This is a genomic window from Microbacterium sp. (assembly GCF_047606685.1).
GTDB lineage: Bacteria > Actinomycetota > Actinomycetes > Actinomycetales > Microbacteriaceae > Microbacterium.
This window is the reverse complement of the sequence record NZ_JASGEC010000067.1, coordinates 1-24647: the sequence shown is the minus strand read 5'-3', so window position 1 is coordinate 24647 and position 24647 is coordinate 1. Positions and strand designations below refer to the sequence as shown.

Genomic DNA, 24647 nt, shown 5'->3' with positions numbered 1-24647 from the left:
TGATCATGACTTCTCGCTTTCGTTGTGGGTCTGGGTGTCGTAAGCCGCGCGCCGGCGCGACCGCGGCGGCGCGCCCGCCCGGGGCGCCTCCGCCCCTGCCCGGCATGAACGAGCCGGCGGGCGGTCCGCCGCCCCGCCCCGGCTCCGTGCCCCCGCCCCCCAGACCCGGATCGCAGCCGCCGGCGCGCGGCTGACGACACCCAGACCCACAACGAAAGCGAGACGTCATGCTCAGACCGTTTCTCCTCATCGGCGTCGGCGGCTCCGGCGGCAAGACCCTGCGCGGCATCGAGTACCAGCTGCAGCTCAAGCTCCAGCAGGTCGGGTGGAAGTCCGGCATCCCGTCGGCCTGGCAGTTCCTGCACATCGACACCCCGACCGCGCAGGACGGCGTCGACTACGCCATCCCGTTCCTGCCACCGCAGGAGTACCGCGGGCTGGTGAGCACCGGCGCGACGTACGACACGGTGTACCGCTCGATCGAGAGCACGCACGCCGCCAACGAGGCGGTGCACCTCGACATCCAGCGCCAGCTGCCCGACCCGCGGCTCGTCAAGGTCGACGTCACCAAGGGCGCGGGGCAGTACCGCGCCGTCGGCCGCGCGGTCGCGCTGGCCGCCACGAAAGACATCGCCGCCGCCGCGCGTGCCGCCATCGCACGGCTCGGCGACGCGTCGGCGCTTGCCGAGCTGCAGACGCTCGGCCAGCTCCTGCGCGCGCGGGGGGAGCAGGGCGACGGCAGCCCCACCGTCATCGTCATCTCGTCGATCGCGGGCGGGTCGGGCGCCGGGCAGTTCCTCGACGTCATCGAGGTCGTGAAGTCGACGGCGAAGCAGCATCCGTGGTCCAACCAGTTCTTCAGCATCCTCTACGCGCCCGACGTGTTCGACCAGCTGAACGTCACCGCCGGCATGCCGGGCAACGCGCTGGCCGCGATCGCCGAGACGATGAACGGCTTTTGGACCGACTCGCCGTCGGCGTCCACTCTCGAGCTGCTGAAGAACCAGGGCATCGCCCCCTCGTACGGCAGCGCGATGGACCGGGTCGGCGCCGCCTACCCGTTCATCGTCGGCCGCAGCAACAGCAAGGTGACCTTCGAGGACCAGAGCGCTGTGTACAACGCGGTGGCCACGAGTCTGACCGCGTGGATCACCGACGAACGCGTGCAGGACGACATGATCGCCTACTCGTCGGGCAACTGGCAGGCTCGGGTCGGCGCGAACGTGCTCGCCGACAACTCGGGGCTGATGAGCCCCGTCCACCAGTCGCCGGCGTTCTCGTCGATGGGCTTCGGGCGCGTCACGCTCGGCCGCGAGAAGTTCCTGGAGTACTCGGCCGAGCGGCTGGCGCGGTCGGCGATCGATCGGATGCTGCACGCCCACGCCGAAGAGGACCCGCTGTTCGCGCGGCGCACCGAGCGGGAGTGGATCGAGTCGAAAGCCGACAGCGCATACCGCAAGTTCGTGCGCGACCTGCGCCTGAACGAGGAGTCCGAGCTGCACAACCAGGTGATCGACGCGCTGCGGGCCGACCACGGCCAGATCAAGGGCGAGCTCATCCACGGCGTCGAGCAGCGGCTGGGCGACCCCGGCCAGCTCGACAAGTCGGGCGGGCTCGACATCACGATCTGGTCGGACCGACTGCTCAACGAGTACACGCAGCGCGCGCCCGAGTTGCTGCAGCGCGACGAGCGCGCGCGCCAGATCCTGCTCGACGAGTGGATCAAGGCCATGCCCGCCCACATCCTGCACACCACGGCGCTGTCGATCGCCGAGATCGGCCTTCCCGCCGTCGTCTCGATGCTCGGGCGGCTCGACCGCACGCTCAAGAGCACCTCCGACGGCCTCGCGGCCGAGGCGGCGCAGCGCGACGAGTGGGTCTCCAGCCTGCCGTCGATCATCGCCGCCGAGTTGCAGGCCGCCCCCAACGCGCAGTCGATCCGCCCCGACCAGGATGTCGTGCGCTTCGGGATCGAGCGGCTCGCGCAAGCGCTGGAGTGGGCGAGCGAGGCACGCGTGCGCCAGAGCGCGTCGACGCTGCTCGCCGAGCTGCGCGACGACTTCCTCGAGCCGTTGAGGATTTTCCTCGACAGCAGCCTCGAGGCGTTGCGCCAGCGCGTGAGCACCCGCAAGACGACCGACAACCGCGACAACGAGTACGACTTCTGGCCGCAGCGCGGCGACCGCACGGTGCCGCGCAAATACCAGCCGGCGCCCAACGAGCGACTGCTCGTCGAGGTCGACGAGTACCCGGGCGAATTCGAGCGGCTCGTGCGCGCGAGCGTCGGCAGCGAGAAGTACGACAACGCGATCCTCGAGGTGATCGGCGAGCTGCTGGTCGGGCAGGGTCCGGCAGGCGTCCGCGAGGGCGACGAGGCGACCTGGTCGCTCATCGCCAACCGTCGAGACTGGCGCCCGCGCGTGGAGGCGAACCCGCACTCGACGCACACCCCGCAGGCGCCCACGTTCGGCATGGCCGACGATCCCGAGGTGTACCTCGAGCGGGCGCGGTTGTGGATGCGGCGCGAGGGCACGCCGTTCCACGCGTACATCAGTGAGGATCTGCTCAGCTTCTTCGACGAGAGCACGCTGCCGCCGGCGGTGTACGCGAAGCGGCGCGACCGCTACCGCGAGCAGCTGCAGGCGGCGCTCGGGGCGAGCGAGCCGCTCGTGAAGCTCAATGCCGCGTTGCTGCGCGCCACGCACGACAAGGCGATCAACGAGGACACGAGCCTCGTGTTCAGCTCGATCCCGTTCCGCGACGGACACGAGCTGCACGCCGTCACCAAGGGCGTGCTCGGCCAGATGGGCTTCTGGGACGACGCGATCTCCGACTCCTGGTTCCAGGACGCGAAGGTCGACGGCATCGAGGTGTTCGCGATGTCAGGCTTCCCGTACCAGCCGATCGTGATGGACTCCGTCATGGAGCCGATTGCGAACGGATGGCTGGAGCAGTCCAGCTCGCAGGACAGCCGCGAGGCGTTCTGGAAGTTCAAGCGCGGGCGGCTGCTGGGCGAGGCCATCCCCGCAGACCCGAAGGTCATCGCCTCGATGATCCGCGGCTGGTACGTCGCGAAGGCGTTGAGCAGGCTCGGCGTCGACACCGCGCACGGCGAGCGCGGCCCGAAGCTGTCGGTGTGGGGCGCCACGACTCGACAGTGGATGGAGTTCCCGCACCCGCTGCTGAGCGCGCGCAACGCGCTGCCCCACGACTTCCCCGGAGTCGTCATGCAGTCGCTCACGATCGCGCTCGCGCTGTGCAACGTGTCGCAGACGCTCGAGCCGCTGGCCGCCTACCGCACGCTCACGCTGCTCGGCGGCGAGCAGGGCGGGCAGTCCGAGCCGCTGACGGCGTGGCTGCAGCGCGGCGAGTTGTTCAAGGGCGCGCCCACGCCGGACCCGAAGCGCGCCGGCACCGCAACGGGCGACCTGGCCGAGCGGCAGGCCGCGCTGCGCGCCTTCTTCGCATCCGAGCTCGCCAAGTACCAGGAGCATGTGCTCGACCAGGACGACCACGTTTCGGTGTACGACTACCCGGTCAGCTGGGAGCTGCGCGAGCAGATCGTCGGCGCGCTGCGCGGGCTGATGTCGGCCGTGATGTCGACGCGGTCGGACGACACTGGCGTCTGAACGGGAGGCGGGGAAGACATGTCGGAGCGCTTCTGGCCCGAGGCGAAGGCGAGCATCGTCCTGCTGCCCAGTGGCGAGCAGGCCGAGAGCCTGCTGAGCCTGGCTGGCGAGTGGACCAAGATGGGCCTGCTCGCCCCCGCGCTGTGGGTGCTGCCGGAGGGGGTGCGCGAGGCGCCGGTCGGGCCGCCGCGGGTCGAGGCATCCGTCCTCGGAGTCGGCCACGACCTCGAGGCCGCGCGCATCCGCGTCGACCTCTTCGAGGCGCTCGCCCGCGAGCCGCTGCGCGTGGTCCGTCTCGTCAAGCTGCGCTCGGCGGCGCCGTCGCGCCAACTGGACGCCGAGCAGGACGCCATCGCCGAGCGGGTGCGCGAGTCGGTGCGCAAGTCGATGCCGATGCCGAACCCGAACGCGACGATCCTTGAGCAGCCCACCGAGCTCAAGCACGCCACTCTCATCTGCGCGCCCACCGAGTTCGAGCTGCAGCAGCGCGTGGACTGGGCTGGCGGCGAGTACGGCGCCGTCGTCGTCGCGTCGCCCGAAGACCGCTCCAGCCCGTGGTCGGGCGACGCGTTCGTGCGCGAGAACGACCGCTTCGTGGGGTTCACCCTCCTGCACCTGGCGAGCGTCGCCGGACTGTGGAACGGCATCGCCACGAGCAGCTTCGAGCTGTTCCGGCGCGAGGAGTCCAGCCACCAGAGCGTGTGGATCTCCCGGGTGTTCGTCAACGCCGTGCTCACCGAGTCGCTTGGCCGCCGCACGGCCGCCCGGGTTCTGGAGGAGGCCGCGCGGCCCGAGTCGCTGCTGGTCGACCCGAGCGTCTCGCCGCCGCCTGCCGGCACCGCGTTCATCCCGGACGAGCTCGTCTCCGGGTACGTCGGCGACATGGTGGACGGCGCGATGTCGCTCGACGACGGGGCGCTGGCCTTCCGTCCGCCGCCGCCCGAGTCCGAGCCGCCCCGGCGCCGCATCGGCTTTTGGGCGCAACTGGGCAGGTTCTTCGCGTTCTCGGGCGACAAGCTCGTGCGCATGCCCTACTGGGCGTGGCGGTGGATCAGCTCCTCCGCCACTCGCCGCCTCACCCGAGCGCTGCACTCCGACGAGGGCTCGGCGGTGGTCGGTCCGCAGTACGACGAGGTCTTCGACGTGCGCGACCGGATTCTGCTGGCCGACGCGCGTCGCGTGAGAGACGACGAGCAGGCCGCGCGAGCGCAGGCGAACGCGCCCGCGCGGCTCGCGCACGTGCGCACGACGCCGCGGCTGTGGGCGCGGCTGCGCGAGCTCGTGTTCGGCTCGCTCGACGGCAGCGCCGACTTGTCCGACTTGGGCTTCGGGCCCGTCGAGGGAAAGGTGCCCGTCTTCGGGCGCGTCTCCGATGTGCTCGCGCTGCCGGGCGAGCCCTGGTCGCCGCCGCGCGGCGCGGCGCCGGAGGGGTTTCCCGACCGTGTCGACTGGTACGCGCTGGCGCTGGAAGACCCGGCGGAGCGGCTTGAGCAGTGGATCGCGGAGGCGGCGGGCGACGATGTCGCGGCGCGCTCGCGCGTGCTCGACGACTTCCACGGCTGGGCGGCCACGCAGGACCGCTCGTTCGTGTGGCGGCTGCTGGCCAGACTCCGCGCCGAGCGGCGCGCGGCCGAGCGCATGTCGCAGCACCTGTCGGCAGAGATCGACCGCACCGACATCCCCCGGGCGGGCAAGCTCCTGCGCTTGCGGCGCGGTTTCCACCGAACGATGCTGATCGCGTGGTCGGTGGGCGCGCTGCTCGCGGTGCTCGCGGGGATCGGGATGGCGCTTGTCGCCCGCCAGGCCTCGCGCGACCCGTCGTTCGAGCCCACGCCGTGGCTGTACGGGCTGCGGGTGGCGATGCTGGCGATCGTGAGCGCGGTCGTGTTGACGACGCTCGGCGCGCTCATCCGGTACCACGTCGGGTGCTCGCGGTTCGAGCGCCGGGTCGCACTCCAGCGCGCCCGGCTCGTCCAGCTCGGCCGCAATTCCCGGCACGCGCGGCAGGAGGCGACACGGCTCGCGTCGCTGCACCGGCAGACGGTGGACTGGCTCGTGCTGCTGTCTCGCGCCATCCACCGGCCGTGGCACGTGCCGGAGAAGTGGACGCTGCGCCAGCACTACGAGGCGGCCAGGGGCGCGATGCCGTTCGCGCTCCAGGTGGCGACGGTGGACGACGACGACTACGCGGCCACCGCACGGCTGCGCGGCATCATGACCGATCAGCTGGTTGTGCGCGGCTGGCGGCACGACGCGTTCGAGTCGCTGGTGCGCGAAGTGGCGCTGGAGCGCGGGGTCGGAGGCGGCGCGTTCGGCCTGACCGCCCTCGACGAGGATCTGCCGCACTCGTCCAACCACACGCGCCAGATGCTGCTGGCGGCGCTCGATGACGAGGCTGTGCTCACGCGGGTCGCGGGGCCGCGGCTCAACGCGCTCGTGAAGGTCGCGCAACGCGACGATCTGCGCGGCGGCCGGCCACACGTGAGCGTCCTGGGCGACAATCCGCTGGGCGCGCTCGTGCGCCAGGCGGACTCCGTCGACGGCGGCGGCGACCTGCCGTGGGACGACTTCCTGCTCGGCTCGCTCGCCGGTCGCAGCGACCCGGTCACCCCGCTCAGCGCCACGTCTCTCGCCGACCTCGAGGTGGGCGAGCGGCACCACGAGCGCGTGCACAGCTACCTGGTGCTGCCGCAGCGGCTCGAGTCGAAGCTGCGGTTTGCCTCGCACTCGCCGGTGTCGGTCGTGCCGGTGGGCGAGGGGGCCGTGGCGCCGGCCGATATCACGTGGCGGGTCGACATCGCCGGCCCCGTCCCGCAGTCGGCCGTGCGGCTGTGGAGCGCGCGCGGCGCGCGGCGCTCGCAGGCTCCTGCGGCGAGGATCGTCGCCCCGCCGCAGGTGGAAGACACCGGCGTCTAGCGTGGCGCGGTGGGTCGTGGCGGCCGCCGTCGTCGTCGCCGTGGCGGCGGGCGCGGTGGCCGTCTGGAACGCCGGGCCGCCGGCATCCACCCCTCCCGCCGGGCGACCTGTCGCGACGCTCGACGCCGGCACGGCGCTGGACCGCCTGGCGGCGCTGGACACGGTGAGCGGGTGGTCGGACGCGCCGTACGACCGCGACCTGTTCGGCCAGCGGTGGCTGGATGTCGACCGCAACGGCTGCGACACGCGAAACGACATCCTGGGCCGCGACCTGCGCGACCCGGTGTTCAAGCCGGGCACGCGCGACTGCAAAGTGCTCTCCGGCACGCTGATCGACCCGTACGACGGCCAGCGGGTCGATTTCGTCTCCGGCCTCGACACGTCGGTGCTCGTGCAGATCGACCACGTCGTGCCGCTGGCGTGGGCATGGCGGCACGGGGCGGAGCGCTGGAGCGACGACCGGCGGGCGCAGTTCGCGAACGACCCGCGCAATCTCCGAGCGGCATCCCAGAAGACAAACCAGGACAAGCAGGCGGCGGGGCCGAGCGAATGGCTGCCGCCGGCCCGCGAGCTGCGCTGCGGCTACGCGCAGACGTGGGCCGAGGTCTTGGACGCGTACAGCCTCGGCGTCAACGCCGCAGACCGCGCCGCCGCGGAGGCCGTGCTCCGCTCCTGCTGACGGAGCGCCGCTCGCGCCCGCTGAACCCACTCGTGGCCGCGAGACCCGCCTCCGCCGCCGACACCCGCCTGCGCGCAGTGGGTTTCGCGAAACAAGGCGGGTCTCGGCATCGGAAGCGGGTCTGGTGGCGCGCCCGCGCCGCGGATCCTGGGATGATGGAGGGATGCGCGGCCGCCGGACGAAGACCCCCGCGGTCGCCCTCACCGACCTCGGCCCGCTGGCGCAGCTGAAGGCCGGCCGGCTGGGCCGCCGTATCCCGCAACTGATCGCCGGGCTCGTCCTCTACGGCTTCAGCCTCGCCCTCATGGTGCGCGGAGCGCTCGGACTGGCTCCGTGGGACGTGCTGCACTACGGCCTTACCCTGCACCTGCCGATCACGATCGGCCAGGCGATCATCGCGATGAGCTTCGTCGTGCTGCTGTTGTGGATCCCGCTGCGCGAGAAGCCCGGAGTCGGCACGGTGGCCAACGCGATCGTCGTCGGGCTGGCAGCCGACGCGACCCTCGCCGTGCTCGGCCCCGTGGACGGCCTCATCGTCCGGATCGCCCTGCTCGTCGCGGGCGTCGTGCTCAACGGGTTCGCCACCGCCCTCTACATCGGAAGCCAGTTGGGCCGCGGGCCGCGCGACGGGCTGATGACCGGGTTGTCCCGGGTCACCGGCAGGTCGCTGCGACTGGTGCGCACCGCGCTCGAGGTGGCTGTGGTGATCGCGGGGATGCTGCTCGGCGGCGTCGCGGGAGCAGGCACGATCCTGTACGCCCTGGCGATCGGCCCGCTCGCGCAGGCGATGCTGCCGTGGGTGATCGTCGACCTCGACCCGCCCGCCGCGCTGTAGCGCTCGCCGGCAGTGGAGTCCACCCCACGCTGCCTGCGCGCAACGAGACCCCGTGGCGGTGGCGAGGCCCGCCCCCGGCGCCGAGACCCCTCCCGCTGGCGCGGGTTTCGTCGGGAATCGCGGGTTTCGCGGGCGCTCGGGCCTCTCGCTCAGCGCCAGAGCACGGCGACGCCGGCGTTGGCGAGGGTGAGCACGCCCACGAGCCAGAACATCGCGGGCGGCACGTCTCCGGTCTTGCGCTGACGCGCCGAGCCGATTCCGAGCAGCGCCCCGACGGCGAGCAGCACGACGAGCTTGACCGCGATCTTCGAGTAGTTCAGCTCGATCCCGGCCGGCCACGGCGCGGCAAGGGCGAGTCCGGTGAGGGCGGCCACTGTCATCCCGACGCTCATCAGCCGGGTGACGCGCACCCGTCGGTTGACCGCCTCGACCGCCCACGCGCCGAACAGCAGCGCGAAGCCGACGATGTGCAGGAGGACGACGATGTGGCGCAGGGTCTCCATGCTGCCAGCGTACCTTATGTATTGCTGAAGGTCGCGCGCGGGTCAGGGAGAGATCGCCGCGTAGAACTCCGCGACCGCCTCCGCGTTGTAGGAGGGGATGTCGAGGGATGCCGCCGGCACGTCGCCGTCGGCGAGCGCTACCATGCCCTCGGCGAGGGCCTCATCGGTGCTCTCCACGATGCGCATCGCGCCGTCGTGCAGCGCGTTCTGCGCCGATCCGAACGCCACTGTGACGATCGGCAGTCCGAGGGCTGCGGCCTCCAGGAGCACCATCGGCTGGCCCTCCCAGTCGCTGGAGAGCACGAATCCGCCGGCGTGCAGCATGATCGGGCTCGGGTCCGGCACCGGGCCGAACACGAACGCCCGGTCCTCGAGGCCGAGCTCGGCGATGAGCTTCTCCAGGCGCTCCTGCATCGGCCCGTACCCGACCAGGAGCAGCCGGGTGGCGGGGCGCTCGCGCTGCACGCGGGCGAAGGCGCGCAGCATCCGCTCCTGGTTCTTCTCTGCCGAGAACCGGCCGACGCTCACGAACCAGAAGTTCTCGCCGTCGCCGCGCAGCCGCTGCACCCACGCCTCGGTGCCGGGGTCGAGGCTGTCCTCGCGATGCGCCCGCTCGATGATCGTCGGGTCCATCAGGTTGCGGGCCGCCACGAACCTGCCGTCGTCGTCGGGCCCCTCGAACGAGCGCCGGTTGATCTCGTTCAGCTGCGCCGACACCGAGACCGCGCGGTCGAACTCGCGGTACAGCCGTCCGATCGCGTCGAGCGAGCGCCGCATCGGGCGCCGGCGGCCCACGGGGCGATGCGCCTCGGCGGCCAGGTCGTTGTGCAGCCAGATCGCGCGCAGCGCGCCCGGGGAGTGCAGCGCCAGCAGCGCCCAGAACGGCGAGTACCCGCTGAAGTCGACGACGACGTCGAAGCGGGCGTCGCCGAAGCAGCGCTCCCACTCGTCGTCCCATAGCGTGCGCTGCCCCGGCCGCACCGTGTGCAGGTGCACGCGCTCGCGGTGCGTGTCGAGCCGGCGCACCGCGTGCGAGAGCTTGCTGCCGTTCATCCCGCCGTAGCGGACGAGCCGTCGCGCGCGCGGGTCGAGCCGCGCGTGGTTCAGCCACTGTTGCGCGCTCTTGGGGCGCTCGTGGATCGTCGTGACGTCGTACGCGTCGTAGTCGATGGCGCTCAGCAGGTTCAGCGCCGACGTGGTGATGCCGTTCGAGCGCATCCCGCCGAGGTGGATGAGGATGCGGCGCTTGTCGCGCTGCTGGTCGAGCCGGCGGATGCGGCCGGGCAGGTCGAGGCCGCGAAAGACGACGTCCAGGACGCGGCTCGACGCGCCGCCGTCGTCGTCGGGCGTGTACTGCGCGCGCCACTGCTCGCGCCGCGCCGCCCACTCGTCGTCGCCGGCGACGAGCCCGCCGATCTGCTCGGCGAGCGCCGCGACGTCCGAGACGACCGGCCCGGGCAGCTCGCTCGGCGGCCGGTACAGCCCGCGGCCGGACTCGTAGTCGTCGACCGCGGGGGTGTAGAACGCGATCGGCCCGCCCGTGGCGAGGTAGTCGAAGAAGATCGACGAGTAGTCGGTGACCAGCACGTCGGTCAGCGCCAGCAGCAGGTTGGTGGGGAGGTCGTTCGAGACGAGCCGGCCCGCGAAGCGCGGGTCGCCCGCCGCGAGCCGGTGCACGACCTGGTGGGTCTTCAGCACCACGAGGAACTCGTCGCCGAGCCGCTCCTGGAGCTCGGCGACGTCCGTCACGAGCTTGTCGGCGTCGTCGCGCGGGTTCTGGAAGCTGTCGCCGCGCCACGTGGGCGCGTACATGACGAGCGCGCGCTCGCCGATCCCCGGGATGTCGGCGGCCAGCCGCCGCAGCGCGTCGGCGCGCTGCTGGTCGGACGGCCGCTGCCGGTCCACGCGCGGGTAGCCGACCTCGAGCACGCGGCCGGAGTGGATGCCGCCCAGCCGGTAGGCGTCGCGGTACATCTGGTCGGTCATGGTCGCGCTCTGCGAGAGCAGGATGTCGGCGGCGAGGAAGTTGCGGATCGTGTTCGCCGACTCGACGGCGCCGTTGGGCATGTCGAAGCCCATGCGCTTGAGCGGCGTGCCGTGCCACGTGTTCACGTACACCTGGCCGGGGCGCTTGGCGAAGTCGATCGGGAACGTCGCGTTGTTGACGACCGTGCCGGCGGTGGACAGCGCCATCCAGTAGTCCCGTCCGCCGCGCGTGACGAACCGCACGCGCGGGTGCCCCTCGAACTCGGCGACGAACTCGGGGTGGCGCTCGGGGTCGTCGAGCGACCACACGTGGTGGAGGTGGCCGAGGTCGGACGCGCCGAGGGCGGCGCGAAACAGCGCCTCGGGGTTGCACAGGGCGCCGTTTCCGGCGAACGACTCGTAGAGCACGACGCGGTTGTCAACGGGGCGCCGTCGGCAATAGGCAATGTACTCCGAACGCGCCGCTCGCGTCAGCTGCTTCGTGCGCCGACGAGCCTTGCTGAGCACCCCCATGCGAGCCTCCGTCTCGTGATCCGGCTCACAATTCTAGGGTCGCGTGGGACACCCACCCTGAGCGGATGCCGCGCGCCGCATATGCGCGTCGCGCCCGCCCCGGATTGTCGAAGGGCGGCCCCAGTCACCCGCGCAGCGCGCGCAGGGCGAGCGCGGTGCGCAGTGCCGCGTCCGCCGCCTCGAAACCTTTGTCCTCTTCAGAGTCGGCAAGGCCCGCGCGGTCGAGGCCCTGCAGCTCGTTGTCGAGCGTCAGCACGCCGAACCCGACCGGCTTGCCGGTGTCGAGGGCGACGCGGGTGAGGCCGTCGGTGGCCGCCGCCGACACGAATTCGAAGTGCGGGGTGCCGCCGCGGACGATGACGCCCAGCGCGACGACCGCGTCGGCTCCCGCCTCCAGCGCCGCCTTCGCGACCACCGGCAGCTCGAACGAGCCGGGGACGCGCACCAGCCGATGCGACGCGCCGGCAGCGTCGAGCGCGCGCACCGCCCCGGCGATCAGGCCGTCGGCGATGGCCTCGTGCCACTGGCCCGCCACGATCACGACGTCCAGGCCCGCGCCGTCCACGGGCGTGCTGTCGGGGGCTCCTGTGCCGCTCATGCCCCGGCTCCTTCCGTCAGGCGGGCCAGCGCGCCGTCGGCGATGACGTGGCCCATGCGGTCGCGCTTGGTCTCGAGGTACTGGTGGTTGTTCGGGCCGACGCCGACGATGAGCGGCACCTGCTCGACGATCTCAATGCCCAGCTCTCGCAGCTGGTGCGTCTTGTCGGTGTTGTTCGTCAGCAGCCGCACGCGCTCGACGCCGAGGTCGGCGAGGATGCCGGCGGCCGCCGCGTAGTCGCGCGCATCGGCCGGCAGGCCCAGCGCGAGGTTGGCGTCGACGGTGTCGAGGCCGCGCTCCTGCAGGCTGTACGCGCGCAGCTTGTTGATGAGCCCGATGCCGCGGCCCTCGTGCCCGCGCATGTAGATCACGACGCCGCCGTCCTGCTCGATCGCGTCGAGCGCCGCGTCCAGCTGCGGCCCGCACTCGCACTTGAGCGAGCCGAACGCCTCGCCGGTGAGGCACTCCGAGTGCACGCGCACCAGCGGCGCGTCGCCGAGGTCTCCTGACACGACGGCGAGGTGGTCGGTGCCGGTGGAGCGGTCCTTGTAGGCCAGGAAGCGGAACTCGCCGTGCGCCGTGGGAACGCTTGCCTCGGCGCGCAGGCTCACCCGCCGCAGGGGCGACGCCGTCCGGTCGTCGGGCAGCGGAGCGTGCTCGTCGAGGTGGGCGATCAACTGCTCGATGGTGATCACCGGAACGCCCTCGCGCTCGCCCAGCTCGAGCAGTCCCGGCATCCGCATCATCGATCCGTCCTCGGCAACCACCTCGCCGATCGCGCCGACCGGCGCGAGGTCCGCGAGCCGCATGAGCTCGACGGCGGCCTCGGTGTGCCCGGCGCGCTCGCGCACGCCGCCGCCGACGGCGCGCAGCGGCAGGACGTGGCCGGGGCGGATGACGCTCGCGGGCGTGGACTCGGGGTCGGCGAGGACGTTGAGCGTGTGGGCGCGGTCAGACGCGCTGATGCCCGTGGAGGCGCGGTCGGCCGCGTCGACGCTCACGGTGTAGGCGGTGCCGCGCGTGTCCTCGTTGACCGCGACCATCGGCGGCAGGTCGAGGCGGTCGGCCCACTCGGCCGGCATCGGCGCGCACAGGAAGCCGCTCGACCAGCGGATCGTCCACGCCAGCCACTCGGGCGTGGCCAGCTCGGCCGACAGGACGATGTCGCCCTCGTTCTCGCGGCTCTCGTCGTCGGCGACGATGACGGGCCGTCCAGCGCGCAGGGCGTCGATCGCGTCGGGGATGGCAGCAAGGCTCATCGCGAGCCTCCTTCTGGTGTCGGGGTGAAAGCGAGCAGGCGCCGCACGTGGCGGGCCAGGATGTCGGTTTCGAGGTTGACGGGATCGCCCGCAGCGCGGGCGCCGAGCGTCGTGGCGGCGAGGGTCTCCGGGATGAGCGACACCTCGAACCAGTGGCCGTCCTCGGCCGGAGCGGGGCTCACCGCCGAGACCGTGAGCGAGACGCCGTCCACGGCGATCGAGCCCTTGTCGACCACGAGCGGGGCGAGCTGTGCCGGCATGCCGATCCGCACGACGCGCCACTGCTCTCCCGGGCGCACCTCGAGCACGGCGCCCGTGCCGTCGACGTGGCCCTGCACGATGTGGCCGCCGAGCCGCCCGTGGGCAGGTGTCGCGCGCTCGAGGTTCACGGCCGTGCCGGGCGCGATGCCCGCCAGCCACGACATGTCCAGCGTCTGCCGCATGACGTCGGCGGTGAACCAGTCGCCGCCCTGGTCGACGACGGTGAGGCACACGCCGCTGACGGCGATGGAGTCGCCGTGCGCCGCGTCCGACACCACGACGGGCGCGCGCACCGTCAGCCGCGCGCCGTCGCCCGACGGCTCGACGGCCGTGACGACGCCGATCTCCTCGATGATTCCGGTGAACATCAGCTGTTGTCCTCTCGCGGTTCCGGTCCCTGAGCGTGTCGAAGGGCCACCAGCAGGTCGTCGCCGAGCCGCTGCACCGACGCCAGTTCCAGCCGCACCGCGTCGCCGATGCTGCCGACGCCGAGCTCGCCGGTCACGAGCCGGTCTCCGCCCAGCAGCACTGGCGCGACATACGCCAGCACCTCGTCGGCGAGCCCGGAGCGCACGAACGCGCTCGCGACGGTGGGCCCGCCCTCCACGAACACGCTGTGCGCCCCCCGCTCGCGCAGCGCTGTGAGCATCGCGGGCAGGTCGCGGCCGTCGAAGAACAGCGGCTCGCGCGGATGGCGCCGCACGGCGGCGTCCGCGGGCGTCGGGCGCGTGCCGAGCACGACGGGCAGCGGCTGGTCCGGCAGGAGGGCGCCGTCGGGGGAGCGAGCGGTGAGCGCGGGGTCGTCGGCGAGCACCGTGCCGACGCCGGCGACAATCGCGTCCGCGAGCGCGCGGCGGCGGTGCACGTCGGCGCGCGCGGCAGCGCCGGTGATCCAGGTGCTCGTCCCGTCGGCGGCCGCGACGCGGCCATCCAGGCTCTGCGCCCACTTGACGGTCACACGCGGGCGGCCAAGGCGCTGCACGGCGAGCCACGAGTCCAGCAGCGCGCTGCCCTCGTCGCGGCGCACGCCGCCGACGACCTCGACGCCGGCCGCGCGCAGCCGCTCGGCGCCGCCGCCGGACTCGGCGCCCGGATCGTCGACCGCGTACACGACTCTCGCGACACCTGCCTCCACGAGCGCCTCGCTGCACGGCCCCGTGTGGCCGGTGTGGTCGCATGGCTCGAGCGTGACCACCGCGGTCGCGCCGCGGGCGCCGCCGGCCGGGAGGCGCGACAGCGCGTCGACCTCGGCGTGCGCCGAGCCGACGCCGCGGTGCCAGCCTTCGGCGAGCACGTCGCCGGCGGGGGAGAGGATGACCGCGCCGACCTGCGGGTTCACGCCGCGCGGGCCGTTGCGCGCGAGCCGCAGCGCGCGGCCCATCGCCGCCCGCTCGGTGTCGCCGCTCGCCATCTCGTCCTGCCTGGGTCCTTCGCCTGGGCCCCGGGGATCGACGAACGCGGATGCCGCGAGCACGCGCGGCACCCCGTGCTGCCTCCCATCCGGACTAGCGACTCGCGTCGCATCACCGTCGGTCCCGGAATTCCACCGGATCGGCCCTCGGCTGACGCCTCAGGCTCGCGGACTGTCACCGCCGGTTCGGATTCCCACCGACCCCGGAGCACGTGTGATGCTCTCATTCTACCCAAAGGTGTTTCATTCCACGACACGCGTCGCCCGGCCCTTCGGCGTCGTAGCCTGGAATCGGGGAAGGGAACGCACATGTCTGGGCCGGCCGCACGACACGGGTTCGACGCGCTCGCGGCGCGCCCCTACGCCGACGTGCTCATCATCGGCGGCGGCATCAACGGGCTGGCCACGTTCCGCGACCTCGCCATGCAAGGCGTCGACGTCGCCCTCGTCGAGCGCGACGACTTCGTCAGCGGCGCGTCGGCGGCGTCGTCGCACATGATCCACGGCGGCATCCGCTACCTCGAGAACGGCGAGTTCCGCCTCGTGCACGAGGCGGTCGCCGAACGCAACGGCCTGCTGAAAATCGCACCGCACTACGTGCGGCCGCTGCGGACGACAATTCCCGTCTTCACGACGTTCTCGGGCGTGCTCAGCGCTCCGCTGCGATTCCTCCGCCACCGCGCCGAGCACCACACCGAGCGCGGCGCCGCCCTCATCAAGATCGGGCTGGTCATCTACGACTCCTTCTCGCGCGGCTCGGTCGGCGCGGGTCCGTGGGAGGGGAAGGTCCCCCGCCACGAGTTCCACGGGCGCAAGCGGTCGCTGGAAGAGCTGCCGCGGCTGAACCCCGAGGTGAAGTACACCGCGACCTACTGGGACGCCTCGCTGCACGACCCGGAGCGGCTCGCCCTCGACGTGCTGCGCGACGGCCTGGCCGCCGGCGGCGACCGGGCGCGCGCGGCGAACTACACGGCGGCCGTCGGCGCCGAGGGCGGGCGCGTGCTGCTGCGCGGCGAGCACGGCGAGCAGGCCGCCTTCGCGGCATCCGTCATCGTCAACGCCTCGGGGCCGTGGACCGACCTCACCAACCTCGCGCTCGGCGAGCCGACGGCGTACATGGGCGGCACCAAGGGCTCGCACATCGTGCTCGACCACCCCGAGCTGCTGGCGGCGGTGGACGGCCGCGAACTGTTCTTCGAGCACTCCGACGGGCGCATCGTGCTGATCTACCCGCTGAAGGGGCGCGTGCTCGTCGGCACCACCGATCTCGAGCACGACATGCGCGACGAGGTCGTGTGCACCGAGGCCGAGGTCGACTACTTCTTCACGCTCATCGTCCAGGTCTTCCCCGACATCGCGGTCGACCGCTCGCACATCGTGCACCGCTTGGCGGGAGTGCGCCCGCTGCCGGGCCACGGCGGGCTCGCGCCCGGATTCGTCTCGCGCGACTACCGCATCGAGTCGCGGCGGCTCGCGACCGGCGGCGGCGACGCGCCGCGCGTGCTGAGCCTCGTGGGCGGCAAGTGGACGACCTTCCGCGCGTCGGCCGAGCACCTCGCCGACCGGGTGCTCGAGTCGCTCGCCCGGCCTCGCCGCGGCTCCACCAAGGGAGTGCCGATCGGCGGTGGCCGCGGCTACCCGACCAGCGAGCGGTCGCGCGCGCGCTGGCTCGACGCGCACGCTCGTCTTGTCGGCCGCGACCGCGCGGCGGCGCTGCTGGAGCGCTACGGCACCGTCGCGGTCGAGGTCATCGCGGCGATCGAGGCGGATGGAGGGGATGCGGCGCTGGTCGCCGCGCCGGAGTACAGCACGGGCGAGCTGCGGTACCTGGCCGGTGTGGAGCGGGTCGAGCACCTCGACGACATCCTGATGCGGCGCACGTCGCTCGCGTTCACGGGATTGGCCACGCGCGAGGTGGCCGCAGAGGTCGCCGACGCCGTCGCAGACGTGCTGGGGTGGGATGCGAACCGTCGCGCGGCCGAGGTCGACCGCGCGCTGGAGCGCGTCCACGCGGCGTGCCCCGCAGGCAGCCCCGCAGCGCTGCGCTGAGCCCCCGCGAGCCCGGCTCGCGGCGGTGCGTTGGCGCGCATGGCCTACCCTGAGCAGAAGGCGAGGAGGCTTCGTGGGCGAACACGTACTGGCGATCGACCAGGGAACGACCTCGACGCGGGCGATCGTGTTCGACGGCCACGGCCAGGTCGTCTCGGTCGCCCAGCGCGAGCACCGGCAGATCTTCCCGCGCGCCGGCGAGGTCGAGCACGACCCCGTCGAGATCTGGACCAACACGCAGTGGGTGCTCTCGTCGGCGCTCGCCCAGGCGCGGCTGTCCGCCGCCGACCTCGCCGGGATCGGCATCACCAACCAGCGCGAGACGGCGATCGTGTGGGACCGGCGCACCGGCCAGCCCGTGCACAACGCGATCGTGTGGCAAGACACGCGGACGCAGGGGCGCATCGACGCCCTTCGACAGGCTCAGGGGGCGGGGGAGCAGGCTCAGGGGGCGGGGGAGCAGGCTCAGGGGGCGGGGGAGTGGATCACCGAGCGCACCGGGCTGCCGCTGGCGACCTACTTCTCCGCGTCGAAGCTCGCCTGGATGCTCGACAACGCTCCCGGGGCGCGCGCCGCCGCCGAGCGCGGCGACCTGCTGTTCGGCACGCCCGACACGTGGGTGGTGTGGAACCTCACCGGCGGGCCGCGCGGCGGCATCCACGTCACCGACGTCACCAACGCGTCCCGCACGCTGCTCATGGATCTCGCCACCCTCGACTGGGACGACGCGCTGCTCGAGGTGTGGCGCATCCCGCGGCGGATGCTTCCCGCCATCCGCTCGTCCTCCGAGGTCCTCGGCGAGGCGAGCGTGCCCGGCGTGTCGACGGGCGTCGCGGTGGCGGGGATCCTCGGCGACCAGCAGGCGGCGACCTTCGGCCAGGCGGCGTTCGACCGCGGCGAGTCGAAGAACACGTACGGCACCGGGAACTTCCTGCTCGTGAACACCGGCGCCGAGATCGTGCGCTCGCAGCACGGCCTGATCACGACCGTCGCGTACCGCTGCGGCGACGAGCCGGCGCGGTACGCGCTGGAGGGCTCGATCGCCGTCACCGGCTCCCTCGTGCAGTGGCTGCGCGACAACCTGGGCCTCATCCGGCGGTCGGAGGATGTCGGCGCGCTCGCCGCCACCGTCGACGACAACGGCGGCGCGTACTTCGTGCCGGCGTTCTCGGGGCTGTTCGCGCCGTACTGGCGGCCCGACGCGCGCGGCGTGCTCGTGGGCATGACGCGGTTCGTCAACAAGGGCCACATCGCGCGCGCCGCGCTGGAGGCGGCCGCGTTCCAGAGCCTCGACGTCATCGGCGCGGTCGTCGGCGACCTGGGCCGCGAGCTCGAGGAGCTGCGCGTGGACGGCGGGATGACGCGCAACGACATGCTCATGCAGTTCCAGGCCGACATCCTCGGCATCCCCGTCGTGCGGCCCAAGGTCGTGGAGACGACGGCGCTCGGGGCGGCGTACGCGGCGGGCCTGGCCGTCGGGTTGTGGCGCGGGTTCGACGAGCTGCGGGCGCACTGGCGCCAGGACCGGCGGTTCGAGCCGCAGATGCCGCAGGCCGAGCGGGAACGCCTCTGCCGCCAGTGGAAGAAGGCCGTGTCGAAGTCGCTGGACTGGGTCGACGACGACGTGTGATCCGGGCTCATCGGTCGCCGTGCCCGCAGGATGGCGCGGAGCGAGCAGAGCGAACGGGAGTCAGCGCAGACCGAGAGCGTTCATCAGGGCAGCTGTGTCCGCGGCGCCCGGAGGGCCGGCGTAACCCGGCTGTGCCATGACGATGAGGTCTTGGCCACTCGGCAGTGGGTAGATTCTCGCTTGGCGGCCTGCGGTTGACCACTCCACGTTCAGATCGCGACCCGCACGTAGACCGATCCGGTCGGGCACCCAGAACCACGGTTTGCCGAACGCGAACACGTGCTGGGTGTCAAGCTCCCCGATGGGGTCGAGCACGAACTCGCGCAGCACGTCGCCAGGAGGACTCATGGCGGCCGTCACACCGGACGAGTGGTAAGGATAGAGCTCGAAGTAGACGCCGTCCGATGCTGGCCAGCGCGGATCATCGAGCAGGCGTCGCGCGAACGCGAAGCGGTTCTGGTAGAAGCGGTTGCGACCAGCGAAGCTCTCCCACTCCTTGCTGGCGTACGGCACCGTCGCGGCCCACTCGCTGTAGCTCATGGTCTTCAACTGCTCGAAGAACACTCCGCCGGGAGCTTGGAAGCTTGGCACGGCGGCACCGGGATTCAGTCCGAGCATGACGACGGGCGCGTGATTGTCGACCAGCCGACCCGTGTACGGCTCGGGGAACACGTCGAGCCGTACCTCGCCGTGTCCCTTGCCGCTGTACGACTCGAACCACCGTTGAAGGCGTGGAGGGATGGCGCGGTCACCGCCAACCCATCGTTCGATCTCTCGGTCCCAGAACTCAACGAGGGCAACAAGAGCAGACATGCGCTAATGGTATTTGTCGCCCGTAGACGGCATGGACACCAGCCACGGGCGGGAGTCGCAGGCGATTCGGTGACCCAGATTCGATCGACGACGTCACTTGAGCAGGCGCGAGAGCCGCCGGTCCGCGAGGACCTTGCCGCCGGTCTGGCACGTCGCGCAATACTCCAGGCTGCGGTCCGCGAAGAACACGCTGCGCACGGTGTCGCCGCAGTCGGGGCACGCCTGGCCGCGCCGCCCGTGCACGCGCATGCCGCGCCGTTTGGCGTCCTTGAGGTCGGCTGGGGGCTTGCCGGTGGCGGCGGCGACCGCCTCGGCGAGCGTTTCTTTTGTCGCGTCGTACAGCCGGTCGACGTCGGCGCCGTCGAGGCTCGACGCGAGCGCGTACGGCGACATCCTCGCCACGTGCAGGATCTCGTCCGAGTACGCGTTGCCGACTCCGGCGATGATCGACTGGTCGCGCAGCACCCCCTTGATCTGCGTGCGACGGCCGGAGAGAAGTTCGGAGAGAGTGTCACGGGTGAAGGTGGGATCGAGCGGGTCGGGTCCGAGCCGCGCGACGCCCGGCACGTCCGCGGGGTCGCGCACGACGTACACGGCCAGCGACTTCTTCGTGCCCGCCTCCGTGAGGTCGAATCCCGACCCGTCGCTCAGCGCGACGCGCAGCGCGATCGGCGTGCGGCCGGGCTTGATGATCGTGGCGGGCAGGTGGTCGTACCAGCGCAGCCAGCCCGCCTTCGCGAGGTGGAACACCATGTGCCCCGCCGCGGTGTCGAGGTCGATGAACTTGCCGTGCCGCGCGGCATCCGTGATCTCGGCGCCCCTGAGGGCGTCGATGGGCGGGTCGTATGTCTTCAGCGCCGCGATGTTCGCGACCGAGGCCCGGGTGATCGTGAGTCCCGCGACGCGCCCGCGGAGGAACTCCACGAGTCCCTGCACCTCGGGCATCTCCGGCATGGCGCCGCTAAAACCCGACCACGCCGGCGCTTCCGCCGGCCGTGCCGGTCGAGTTGGCACTTGATCCGTGGTGCGGCGCGAGCGGGGCAATCTCGAGGATGCCGCGGGCAACCGCTCCTCCGGGCAGCGGTGACGCCGCGACCAGTGCCTCGATGCGCTCGTCGAGTTCGACCGGGTCAGCCGCGCCCGATATCGGCCCGAGCAGCAGGGCGGCGGCGCCCAGCGACTTCAGCGCCGCCAGGATGCTGGCGTCTTGCGCGGTCGGCGCTGTGTCGCCCGCGAACACGCCCGCCAGTCGGTCTCGGATGCGTTGCTTGGGCTCGGGACTGGTCTGGATGGCCCGTTGCATCCCGAACCCCATGAGCTTGCGCTTGCCCCGCTCGAGCACGCCGGCCTGCACGAGCGATTCCACGACCGCGAGCTCGGGATTGAACCGTCCCCAGCGCAGCGTGCTCTCCAGTGTGCGGCCGTCGCGGTCGCCGATGCGCTCCAGCCCCCAGTCGAGCACGAGCAGGCCCGTCGGCGCGGTCGACAGCACGTGCACGCGCGCAGGGGGCTCCACCGTGACGGCGACGCGCTCGGCGACGACGAGGTCGGTCGTGAGCCCCGACGTCAGGCCGTGCCCGAGGAAGTAGGCCGGCGCGCCAGCGACCTCGGGATCACCGTTCGCACGCGTGAGCAACAGGTACATCTCTTCGCTGGTGAGCATGCCCAGATATTATCCACGTCGCCGTGGCTGCGTGCCGGCCGAGCGGCGCAACTCAGTCTGCGGTGCCGCCCGCCGGTCCGCCTCCCGCGGAATCCCGAGTTTTGCACGAGTCGCAGTGTCGCAGAGACTGAGTTGAGGCACGTGCGCGACGATGACATGCCGCAGGATCTCGCGGCGGCTGTTCCTGCACAGGCCGATTCGCGGTGGCGATTCATCCACAAACACCCGTCTGGGGAACCGGGCCTCTCGCGGGCGGGCCAACATCGTCGGCATGATCGGCGACTACGACACGGTGACCCGCGGCGAGCTCTTGGCACACGGGATCTCCCGTCGAGAGCTCGAGCATGCGGTCGGCGCGGGATCTGTGATCCGTGCGCGACGCGACCGCTACGTCAGCCCGACAGCGCCGTCGTCGCTCGTGCAGGCAGTGCGCGTGGGTGGACGGCTCACGTGCCTCTCGCTGCTGCAGGTGCTCGGCGTCTTCGTGTTTGCGTGTGTCCACGTGCACGTGCACATGCCCCGCGGAAGCAGCCGGATGAGATCTCCCCTCGATCGCGCCAAGCCCCTGGGCGCAGGGGCCGAACGAGCCGCGCGACTGCACTGGGCGCCACTGAGGCGGCTAGAGCAGGCAACGACGGCGTGCGTCGGGATCGTGGACGCGCTCACCCATTCGGTGCTGTGCCAAGCCCCGCGGCACGCGATCGCAACCCTCGACAGCGCACTGAACAAGGGGCTGATCGCGATGGCCGACCTCGCGGACGTCTTCGCGGCGCTGCCGGGGAAGTACGGCGTGCTGCGATCAATGGTCGACTGTCGCGCCCAATCTGGTCCGGAGACGTTGGTCAGGCTGATGGCCCGTTCGCTGGGGTGCCACATCGAACTGCAGGTCGCGTTCGATGGCGTGGGGAGAGTGGACCTCGTGCTCGACAACTGGCTGGTCGTTGAGTGTGACAGCAAGGAGTTCCACTCCGACTGGGCGCAGCAGCGGAAGGACTACCGACGAGATCTGGCACTCGCCGCGCTCGGGTACTCCGTCCTCCGCCTCACCGCGGAGGACATCATGTACCGCCCGGATGCGGTTCTCACCGCGCTCAGGAGGCTCATCGAGCGGCAGCGTGCGGCGTTCTCGTCATAACTCAGTCTGTGCGCGCATGATTCCGAGGAGGAACCGCACGCTGGCGCGGCGGCGGCCCAGCGACGACACCGCGGAGGCGGAATTGCGCCCGCGCATCCGCTCACACCCGGCGGAGCAGGCCGATCTTCTCGTAGACGTCGGCCAGAGTGCGATTCGCGGTCACCTCGGCGCGCGCGGCGTTGGCGGCCAGCACGCGGTCGAGTTCGGCCGGGTCATCGAGCATCTCCAGCGCGCGAGCGCGCACCGGCCCGAACTCCTCGACCACGACCTCGGCGAGGCCCTTCTTGAAGTCGCCGTACCCGCGGCCCGCGTATTCGTCCTCGATCGCGGGGATCTGCCGGCCGGTGAGGGCGGCGTAGATGACGAGCAGGTTCGACACGCCCGGCTTATGCTCGCGGTCGTAGCGCACGGCCCCTTCCGAGTCGGTGACAGCGCGCATGATCTTCTTCGCCGACACCGCCGGATCATCCAGCAGCCACAGCACCCCGGCATCCGACTCGGCCGACTTCGACATCTTCGACGTCGGGTTCTGCAGGTCGTAGATGCGCGCGGTGTCTTGCTGGATCATCGGCATCGGCACCGTGAACGCCCGGCCGTAGCGGCTGTTGAACCGCTCCGCGAGGTCGCGCGTCAGCTCCACGTGCTGCTTCTGGTCGTCGCCGACCGGCACGATGTCGGCTTGGTAGAGCAGGATGTCGGCGGCCATCAGCACCGGGTAGGTGAACAGGCCGACCGAGGTCGCGTCCGTGCCGAAGCGCTGCGACTTGTCTTTGAACTGCGTCATCCGGCCCGCCTCGCCGAAGCCGGTGAGGGTCGACAGCACCCACGCCAGCTCGGTGTGGGCCGGCACTTGCGACTGCACGTAGAGGGTCGAGCGCGACGGCTCGATGCCGGCGGCCATGTACTGCGCCGCCGTGCGCCGCGTCTTCGCGCGCAGTTCGGCCGGGTCGTTCGGCTGGGTCAGGGCGTGCAGGTCGACGACGCAGAAGAACGCGTCGTACGAGTCCTGCAGGTCGCGCCACTGCATGAGGGCCCCGATGTAATTGCCGACTTGGAGCGAATCGGCTGAGGGCTGCATGCCGGAGAACAGGCGCGGTCTGGTCATCCCTCCAGTCTAGAGAGCGCGGATCACCGCCCCGCGTCGTCGGCGCCGGGCACGACGGCGTCGCGGATCTGCTCCACCATCGTCGTGAGCGTGTCGAACCGTTTGTCGTGTCCGTCGAGGCGTGTGTCGATTCCGTCGAGTCGTGTGTCGATTCCGTCGAGACGGTTGTCGATTCCGTCGAGCCGCTGGCCGTGCCCGGTCACCATCGTCGTCAGCAACCCGACGTGCTCCTCGATGGTCAGCACGTGCTTCTTCGTCTCGGCGAACTCGTTGGCGAGGACCAGAAACTGCGCGGCGCTGGTGCTGCGAGCGTTCTCGAGCTGGCTCTCCAGGCCGGTCAAGCGCAGCCCCGTCAGTTCCGTGTGGTGGTCGAGGCGAGCGCGCGTCTCGCGCTGCTCCTCGATGGCCTGGTCGAGTGCGCGGGCGATGGTCTCCATCGACGGCGCGGGGGCGCTGGCGTGTTCGGTCATGAGGGTCACGGTTCTCCTTCCGTGGGGCGTCGGCACCCGCCCGGATTCGATGTACGTGGGACGCTACACGCCGCTCCGCACCGAAATGAGTTGCTCACAGAAATCTGTGGAGAACAAGCGCGCCGTCCCCGCCTGTGGAGGAATCGACCCCCGGTTGTTCACAGAGTTCGGCGCTTCTCCACAAGTCAGGAGCCCACCGTGTAGTCGACGACGACCGGCGCGTGGTCGCTCCACCGGGTGCCCCACGACGGCGCGCGGACGACGCGGTAGTCGGTCACCCGCTCCGCGAGCGGGGGCGTTGCGAGGTGGTAGTCGATGCGCCATCCGGTGTCGGTGTCGAACGCGCGGCCCCGCATCGACCACCACGTGTACGGCCCGTCGATATCGCCGTGGAAGCGGCGCCCGACATCCACCCACCCCAGTCCGGTGCCGACGGACCCGTCGACGCACGCGACAGGCTCGCCCGCCGCGCCGAGGAAGCGGTCGAAGTACGCCCGCTCGCGCGGGAGGAAGCCGGACTTCTTGCGGTTGCCCTTCCAGTTGCGGATGTCGAGCTCGCGATGCCCCACATTCAAATCGCCCGTGATCAGCGCCAGCGGAGATGCGGCGGCGAGCTGCGGCATCCGCTCCTCCATGGCGTCAAGGAACGCCCACTTGGCGTCTTGGCGCGGCGTGTCGGCCTCGCCGGTGTGCACGTAGGCGCTCACGACGGTGAGGCGCTCGCCGTCGATGTCGAAGTCGGCCTCGATCCAGCGGCCGGCCGAGTCCAGCCCCTCCGCGTCGCCGAGCACGCGGCGCGCCTCGACGCCGGGGGACCGCGACGCCACCGCCACTCCGGCCCTGCCCTTGGCGAGCGCCTCGTCGTTCACGATCACCCAGCCGGGCAGTGCCGCCGACAGCTGGTCGGCGGTGGCCCGCACCTCCTGCAGCGTCATGATGTCGACGTCGGCGCCCTCGAGCCACTCGAGCATTCCCTTGCGGGTGGCGGCGCGGATGCCGTTGACATTGACGGAGGCGATGCGGATGCAGCGGGGCACGCACTCCAGGGTAGCGACCGGCGCCCACACCGCTCAGTCGGGCGGGCGCGGCGGTGCGTCGGCCTCGAGTCGGAACAGGTCGTCGAGCGCGTCGCGCACCGCCCGATCGGCCCGCGCCGCCCGCCACCACGGGGTCGCCGCCCGCGCGTCGCGAG

General features: G+C 71.6%; 19 protein-coding genes. 7 read left to right on the top strand and 12 right to left on the bottom strand.

Annotated features, from left to right (window positions below):
* Nucleotides 1-227: 227 nt before the first annotated feature.
* The 4 genes from QM611_RS08455 (at nucleotide 228) to QM611_RS08440 (ending at nucleotide 8059) form a co-directional block, all read left to right on the top strand.
* The gene (locus QM611_RS08455) at nucleotides 228-3629 is read left to right on the top strand and encodes a tubulin-like doman-containing protein (protein ID WP_415079473.1); all 3402 of its coding nucleotides are present in this window, start codon (nucleotides 228-230) and stop codon (nucleotides 3627-3629) included.
* Nucleotides 3630-3647: 18 nt separating this feature from the next.
* Entirely contained in the window at nucleotides 3648-6545 is a 2898-nt protein-coding gene (locus QM611_RS08450) for a hypothetical protein (RefSeq protein ID WP_415079472.1), read from the top strand.
* Between the two features lies 1 nt (nucleotide 6546).
* Nucleotides 6547-7224: an HNH endonuclease family protein gene (locus QM611_RS08445; RefSeq protein ID WP_415079471.1), complete on the top strand. Its 678-nt coding sequence runs from the start codon at nucleotides 6547-6549 to the stop codon at nucleotides 7222-7224.
* A 163-nt stretch (nucleotides 7225-7387) separates the two neighbouring features.
* A complete protein-coding gene (locus QM611_RS08440) occupies nucleotides 7388-8059 on the top strand; it encodes a YczE/YyaS/YitT family protein (RefSeq protein ID WP_415079470.1) in 672 nt (223 codons plus the stop codon).
* Nucleotides 8060-8208: 149 nt separating this feature from the next.
* Here QM611_RS08440 and QM611_RS08435 read toward each other — a convergent pair whose 3' ends face one another.
* From QM611_RS08435 to ribD, 6 genes are all read right to left on the bottom strand, one after another.
* Nucleotides 8209-8562 carry a Fe-S protein gene (locus QM611_RS08435; RefSeq protein ID WP_415079469.1) on the bottom strand — a complete coding sequence of 118 codons (354 nt, stop codon included), beginning with the start codon at nucleotides 8560-8562 and terminating at the stop codon, nucleotides 8209-8211.
* Between the two features lie 42 nt (nucleotides 8563-8604).
* The gene (locus tag QM611_RS08430) at nucleotides 8605-11061 is read right to left on the bottom strand and encodes a CDP-glycerol glycerophosphotransferase family protein (protein ID WP_415079468.1); all 2457 of its coding nucleotides are present in this window, start codon (nucleotides 11059-11061) and stop codon (nucleotides 8605-8607) included.
* 124 nt (nucleotides 11062-11185) lie between these two features.
* Complete coding sequence (gene ribH / locus QM611_RS08425; protein ID WP_415079467.1) at nucleotides 11186-11659, bottom strand: 6,7-dimethyl-8-ribityllumazine synthase; 474 nt, start codon at nucleotides 11657-11659, stop codon at nucleotides 11186-11188.
* Entirely contained in the window at nucleotides 11656-12918 is a 1263-nt protein-coding gene (ribA, locus tag QM611_RS08420; RefSeq protein ID WP_415079466.1) for a GTP cyclohydrolase II, read from the bottom strand. Before ribA ends, ribH begins: the two co-directional genes overlap by 4 nt.
* A complete protein-coding gene (locus QM611_RS08415; RefSeq protein WP_415079465.1) occupies nucleotides 12915-13547 on the bottom strand; it encodes a riboflavin synthase in 633 nt (210 codons plus the stop codon). The genes ribA and QM611_RS08415 overlap by 4 nt, the downstream gene beginning before the upstream one ends.
* A complete protein-coding gene (ribD, locus tag QM611_RS08410; RefSeq protein WP_415079464.1) occupies nucleotides 13547-14590 on the bottom strand; it encodes a bifunctional diaminohydroxyphosphoribosylaminopyrimidine deaminase/5-amino-6-(5-phosphoribosylamino)uracil reductase RibD in 1044 nt (347 codons plus the stop codon). The genes QM611_RS08415 and ribD overlap by 1 nt, the downstream gene beginning before the upstream one ends.
* Nucleotides 14591-14899: 309 nt before the next feature.
* On the opposite strand from ribD, the gene QM611_RS08405 reads away from it, so the two are divergent.
* Nucleotides 14900-16639: an FAD-dependent oxidoreductase gene (locus tag QM611_RS08405; protein WP_415079463.1), complete on the top strand. Its 1740-nt coding sequence runs from the start codon at nucleotides 14900-14902 to the stop codon at nucleotides 16637-16639.
* A gap of 73 nt (nucleotides 16640-16712) precedes the next feature.
* On the top strand, nucleotides 16713-18269 hold the full coding sequence (gene glpK, locus QM611_RS08400) for a glycerol kinase GlpK (protein ID WP_415079462.1): 1557 nt from the start codon (nucleotides 16713-16715) through the stop codon (nucleotides 18267-18269).
* Nucleotides 18270-18329: 60 nt separating this feature from the next.
* On the opposite strand, the gene brig1 is transcribed toward glpK, so the two are convergent.
* The 3 genes from brig1 to QM611_RS08385 form a co-directional block, all read right to left on the bottom strand.
* Nucleotides 18330-19082, bottom strand: coding sequence for an anti-phage DNA glycosylase Brig1 (gene brig1 / locus QM611_RS08395; protein ID WP_415079461.1), 753 nt, complete (start codon nucleotides 19080-19082; stop codon nucleotides 18330-18332).
* 93 nt (nucleotides 19083-19175) lie between these two features.
* Nucleotides 19176-20036, bottom strand: a complete 861-nt coding sequence (locus QM611_RS08390; protein ID WP_415079460.1) for an Fpg/Nei family DNA glycosylase — start codon at nucleotides 20034-20036, stop codon at nucleotides 19176-19178.
* A gap of 7 nt (nucleotides 20037-20043) precedes the next feature.
* Complete coding sequence (locus QM611_RS08385; protein ID WP_415079459.1) at nucleotides 20044-20745, bottom strand: GOLPH3/VPS74 family protein; 702 nt, start codon at nucleotides 20743-20745, stop codon at nucleotides 20044-20046.
* A gap of 652 nt (nucleotides 20746-21397) precedes the next feature.
* Between QM611_RS08385 and QM611_RS08380 the strand changes: the two genes are divergently transcribed.
* A complete protein-coding gene (locus QM611_RS08380; protein WP_415079458.1) occupies nucleotides 21398-21880 on the top strand; it encodes an endonuclease domain-containing protein in 483 nt (160 codons plus the stop codon).
* 100 nt (nucleotides 21881-21980) lie between these two features.
* Here the strand turns inward: QM611_RS08380 and trpS are convergent, their stop codons facing one another.
* From trpS to QM611_RS08365, 3 genes are all read right to left on the bottom strand, one after another.
* Nucleotides 21981-22985 (bottom strand): tryptophan--tRNA ligase, encoded by a 1005-nt coding sequence (trpS, locus tag QM611_RS08375; RefSeq protein ID WP_415079457.1) that lies wholly within the window; start codon nucleotides 22983-22985, stop codon nucleotides 21981-21983.
* Nucleotides 22986-23008: 23 nt separating this feature from the next.
* Nucleotides 23009-23455 carry a hypothetical protein gene (locus tag QM611_RS08370; RefSeq protein WP_415079456.1) on the bottom strand — a complete coding sequence of 149 codons (447 nt, stop codon included), beginning with the start codon at nucleotides 23453-23455 and terminating at the stop codon, nucleotides 23009-23011.
* Between the two features lie 185 nt (nucleotides 23456-23640).
* Nucleotides 23641-24492: an exodeoxyribonuclease III gene (locus tag QM611_RS08365; protein ID WP_415079455.1), complete on the bottom strand. Its 852-nt coding sequence runs from the start codon at nucleotides 24490-24492 to the stop codon at nucleotides 23641-23643.
* Nucleotides 24493-24647 lie beyond the last annotated feature (155 nt).

What these genes read in the sequence shown, in the direction of transcription:
- QM611_RS08455 (WP_415079473.1), top strand. Translation starts at nt 228, where the DNA reads ATGCTCAGACCGTTTCTCCTCATCGGCGTCGGCGGCTCCGGCGGCAAG.
- QM611_RS08450 (WP_415079472.1), top strand. Translation starts at nt 3,648, where the DNA reads ATGTCGGAGCGCTTCTGGCCCGAGGCGAAGGCGAGCATCGTCCTGCTG.
- QM611_RS08440 (WP_415079470.1), top strand. Translation starts at nt 7,388, where the DNA reads ATGCGCGGCCGCCGGACGAAGACCCCCGCGGTCGCCCTCACCGACCTC.
- QM611_RS08435 (WP_415079469.1), bottom strand. Translation starts at nt 8,562, where the DNA reads ATGGAGACCCTGCGCCACATCGTCGTCCTCCTGCACATCGTCGGCTTC.
- QM611_RS08430 (WP_415079468.1), bottom strand. Translation starts at nt 11,061, where the DNA reads ATGGGGGTGCTCAGCAAGGCTCGTCGGCGCACGAAGCAGCTGACGCGA.
- ribH (WP_415079467.1), bottom strand. Translation starts at nt 11,659, where the DNA reads ATGAGCGGCACAGGAGCCCCCGACAGCACGCCCGTGGACGGCGCGGGC.
- ribA (WP_415079466.1), bottom strand. Translation starts at nt 12,918, where the DNA reads ATGAGCCTTGCTGCCATCCCCGACGCGATCGACGCCCTGCGCGCTGGA.
- QM611_RS08415 (WP_415079465.1), bottom strand. Translation starts at nt 13,547, where the DNA reads ATGTTCACCGGAATCATCGAGGAGATCGGCGTCGTCACGGCCGTCGAG.
- ribD (WP_415079464.1), bottom strand. Translation starts at nt 14,590, where the DNA reads ATGGCGAGCGGCGACACCGAGCGGGCGGCGATGGGCCGCGCGCTGCGG.
- QM611_RS08405 (WP_415079463.1), top strand. Translation starts at nt 14,900, where the DNA reads ATGTCTGGGCCGGCCGCACGACACGGGTTCGACGCGCTCGCGGCGCGC.
- brig1 (WP_415079461.1), bottom strand. Translation starts at nt 19,082, where the DNA reads ATGTCTGCTCTTGTTGCCCTCGTTGAGTTCTGGGACCGAGAGATCGAA.
- QM611_RS08390 (WP_415079460.1), bottom strand. Translation starts at nt 20,036, where the DNA reads ATGCCGGAGATGCCCGAGGTGCAGGGACTCGTGGAGTTCCTCCGCGGG.
- QM611_RS08385 (WP_415079459.1), bottom strand. Translation starts at nt 20,745, where the DNA reads ATGCTCACCAGCGAAGAGATGTACCTGTTGCTCACGCGTGCGAACGGT.
- trpS (WP_415079457.1), bottom strand. Translation starts at nt 22,985, where the DNA reads ATGACCAGACCGCGCCTGTTCTCCGGCATGCAGCCCTCAGCCGATTCG.
- QM611_RS08370 (WP_415079456.1), bottom strand. Translation starts at nt 23,455, where the DNA reads ATGACCGAACACGCCAGCGCCCCCGCGCCGTCGATGGAGACCATCGCC.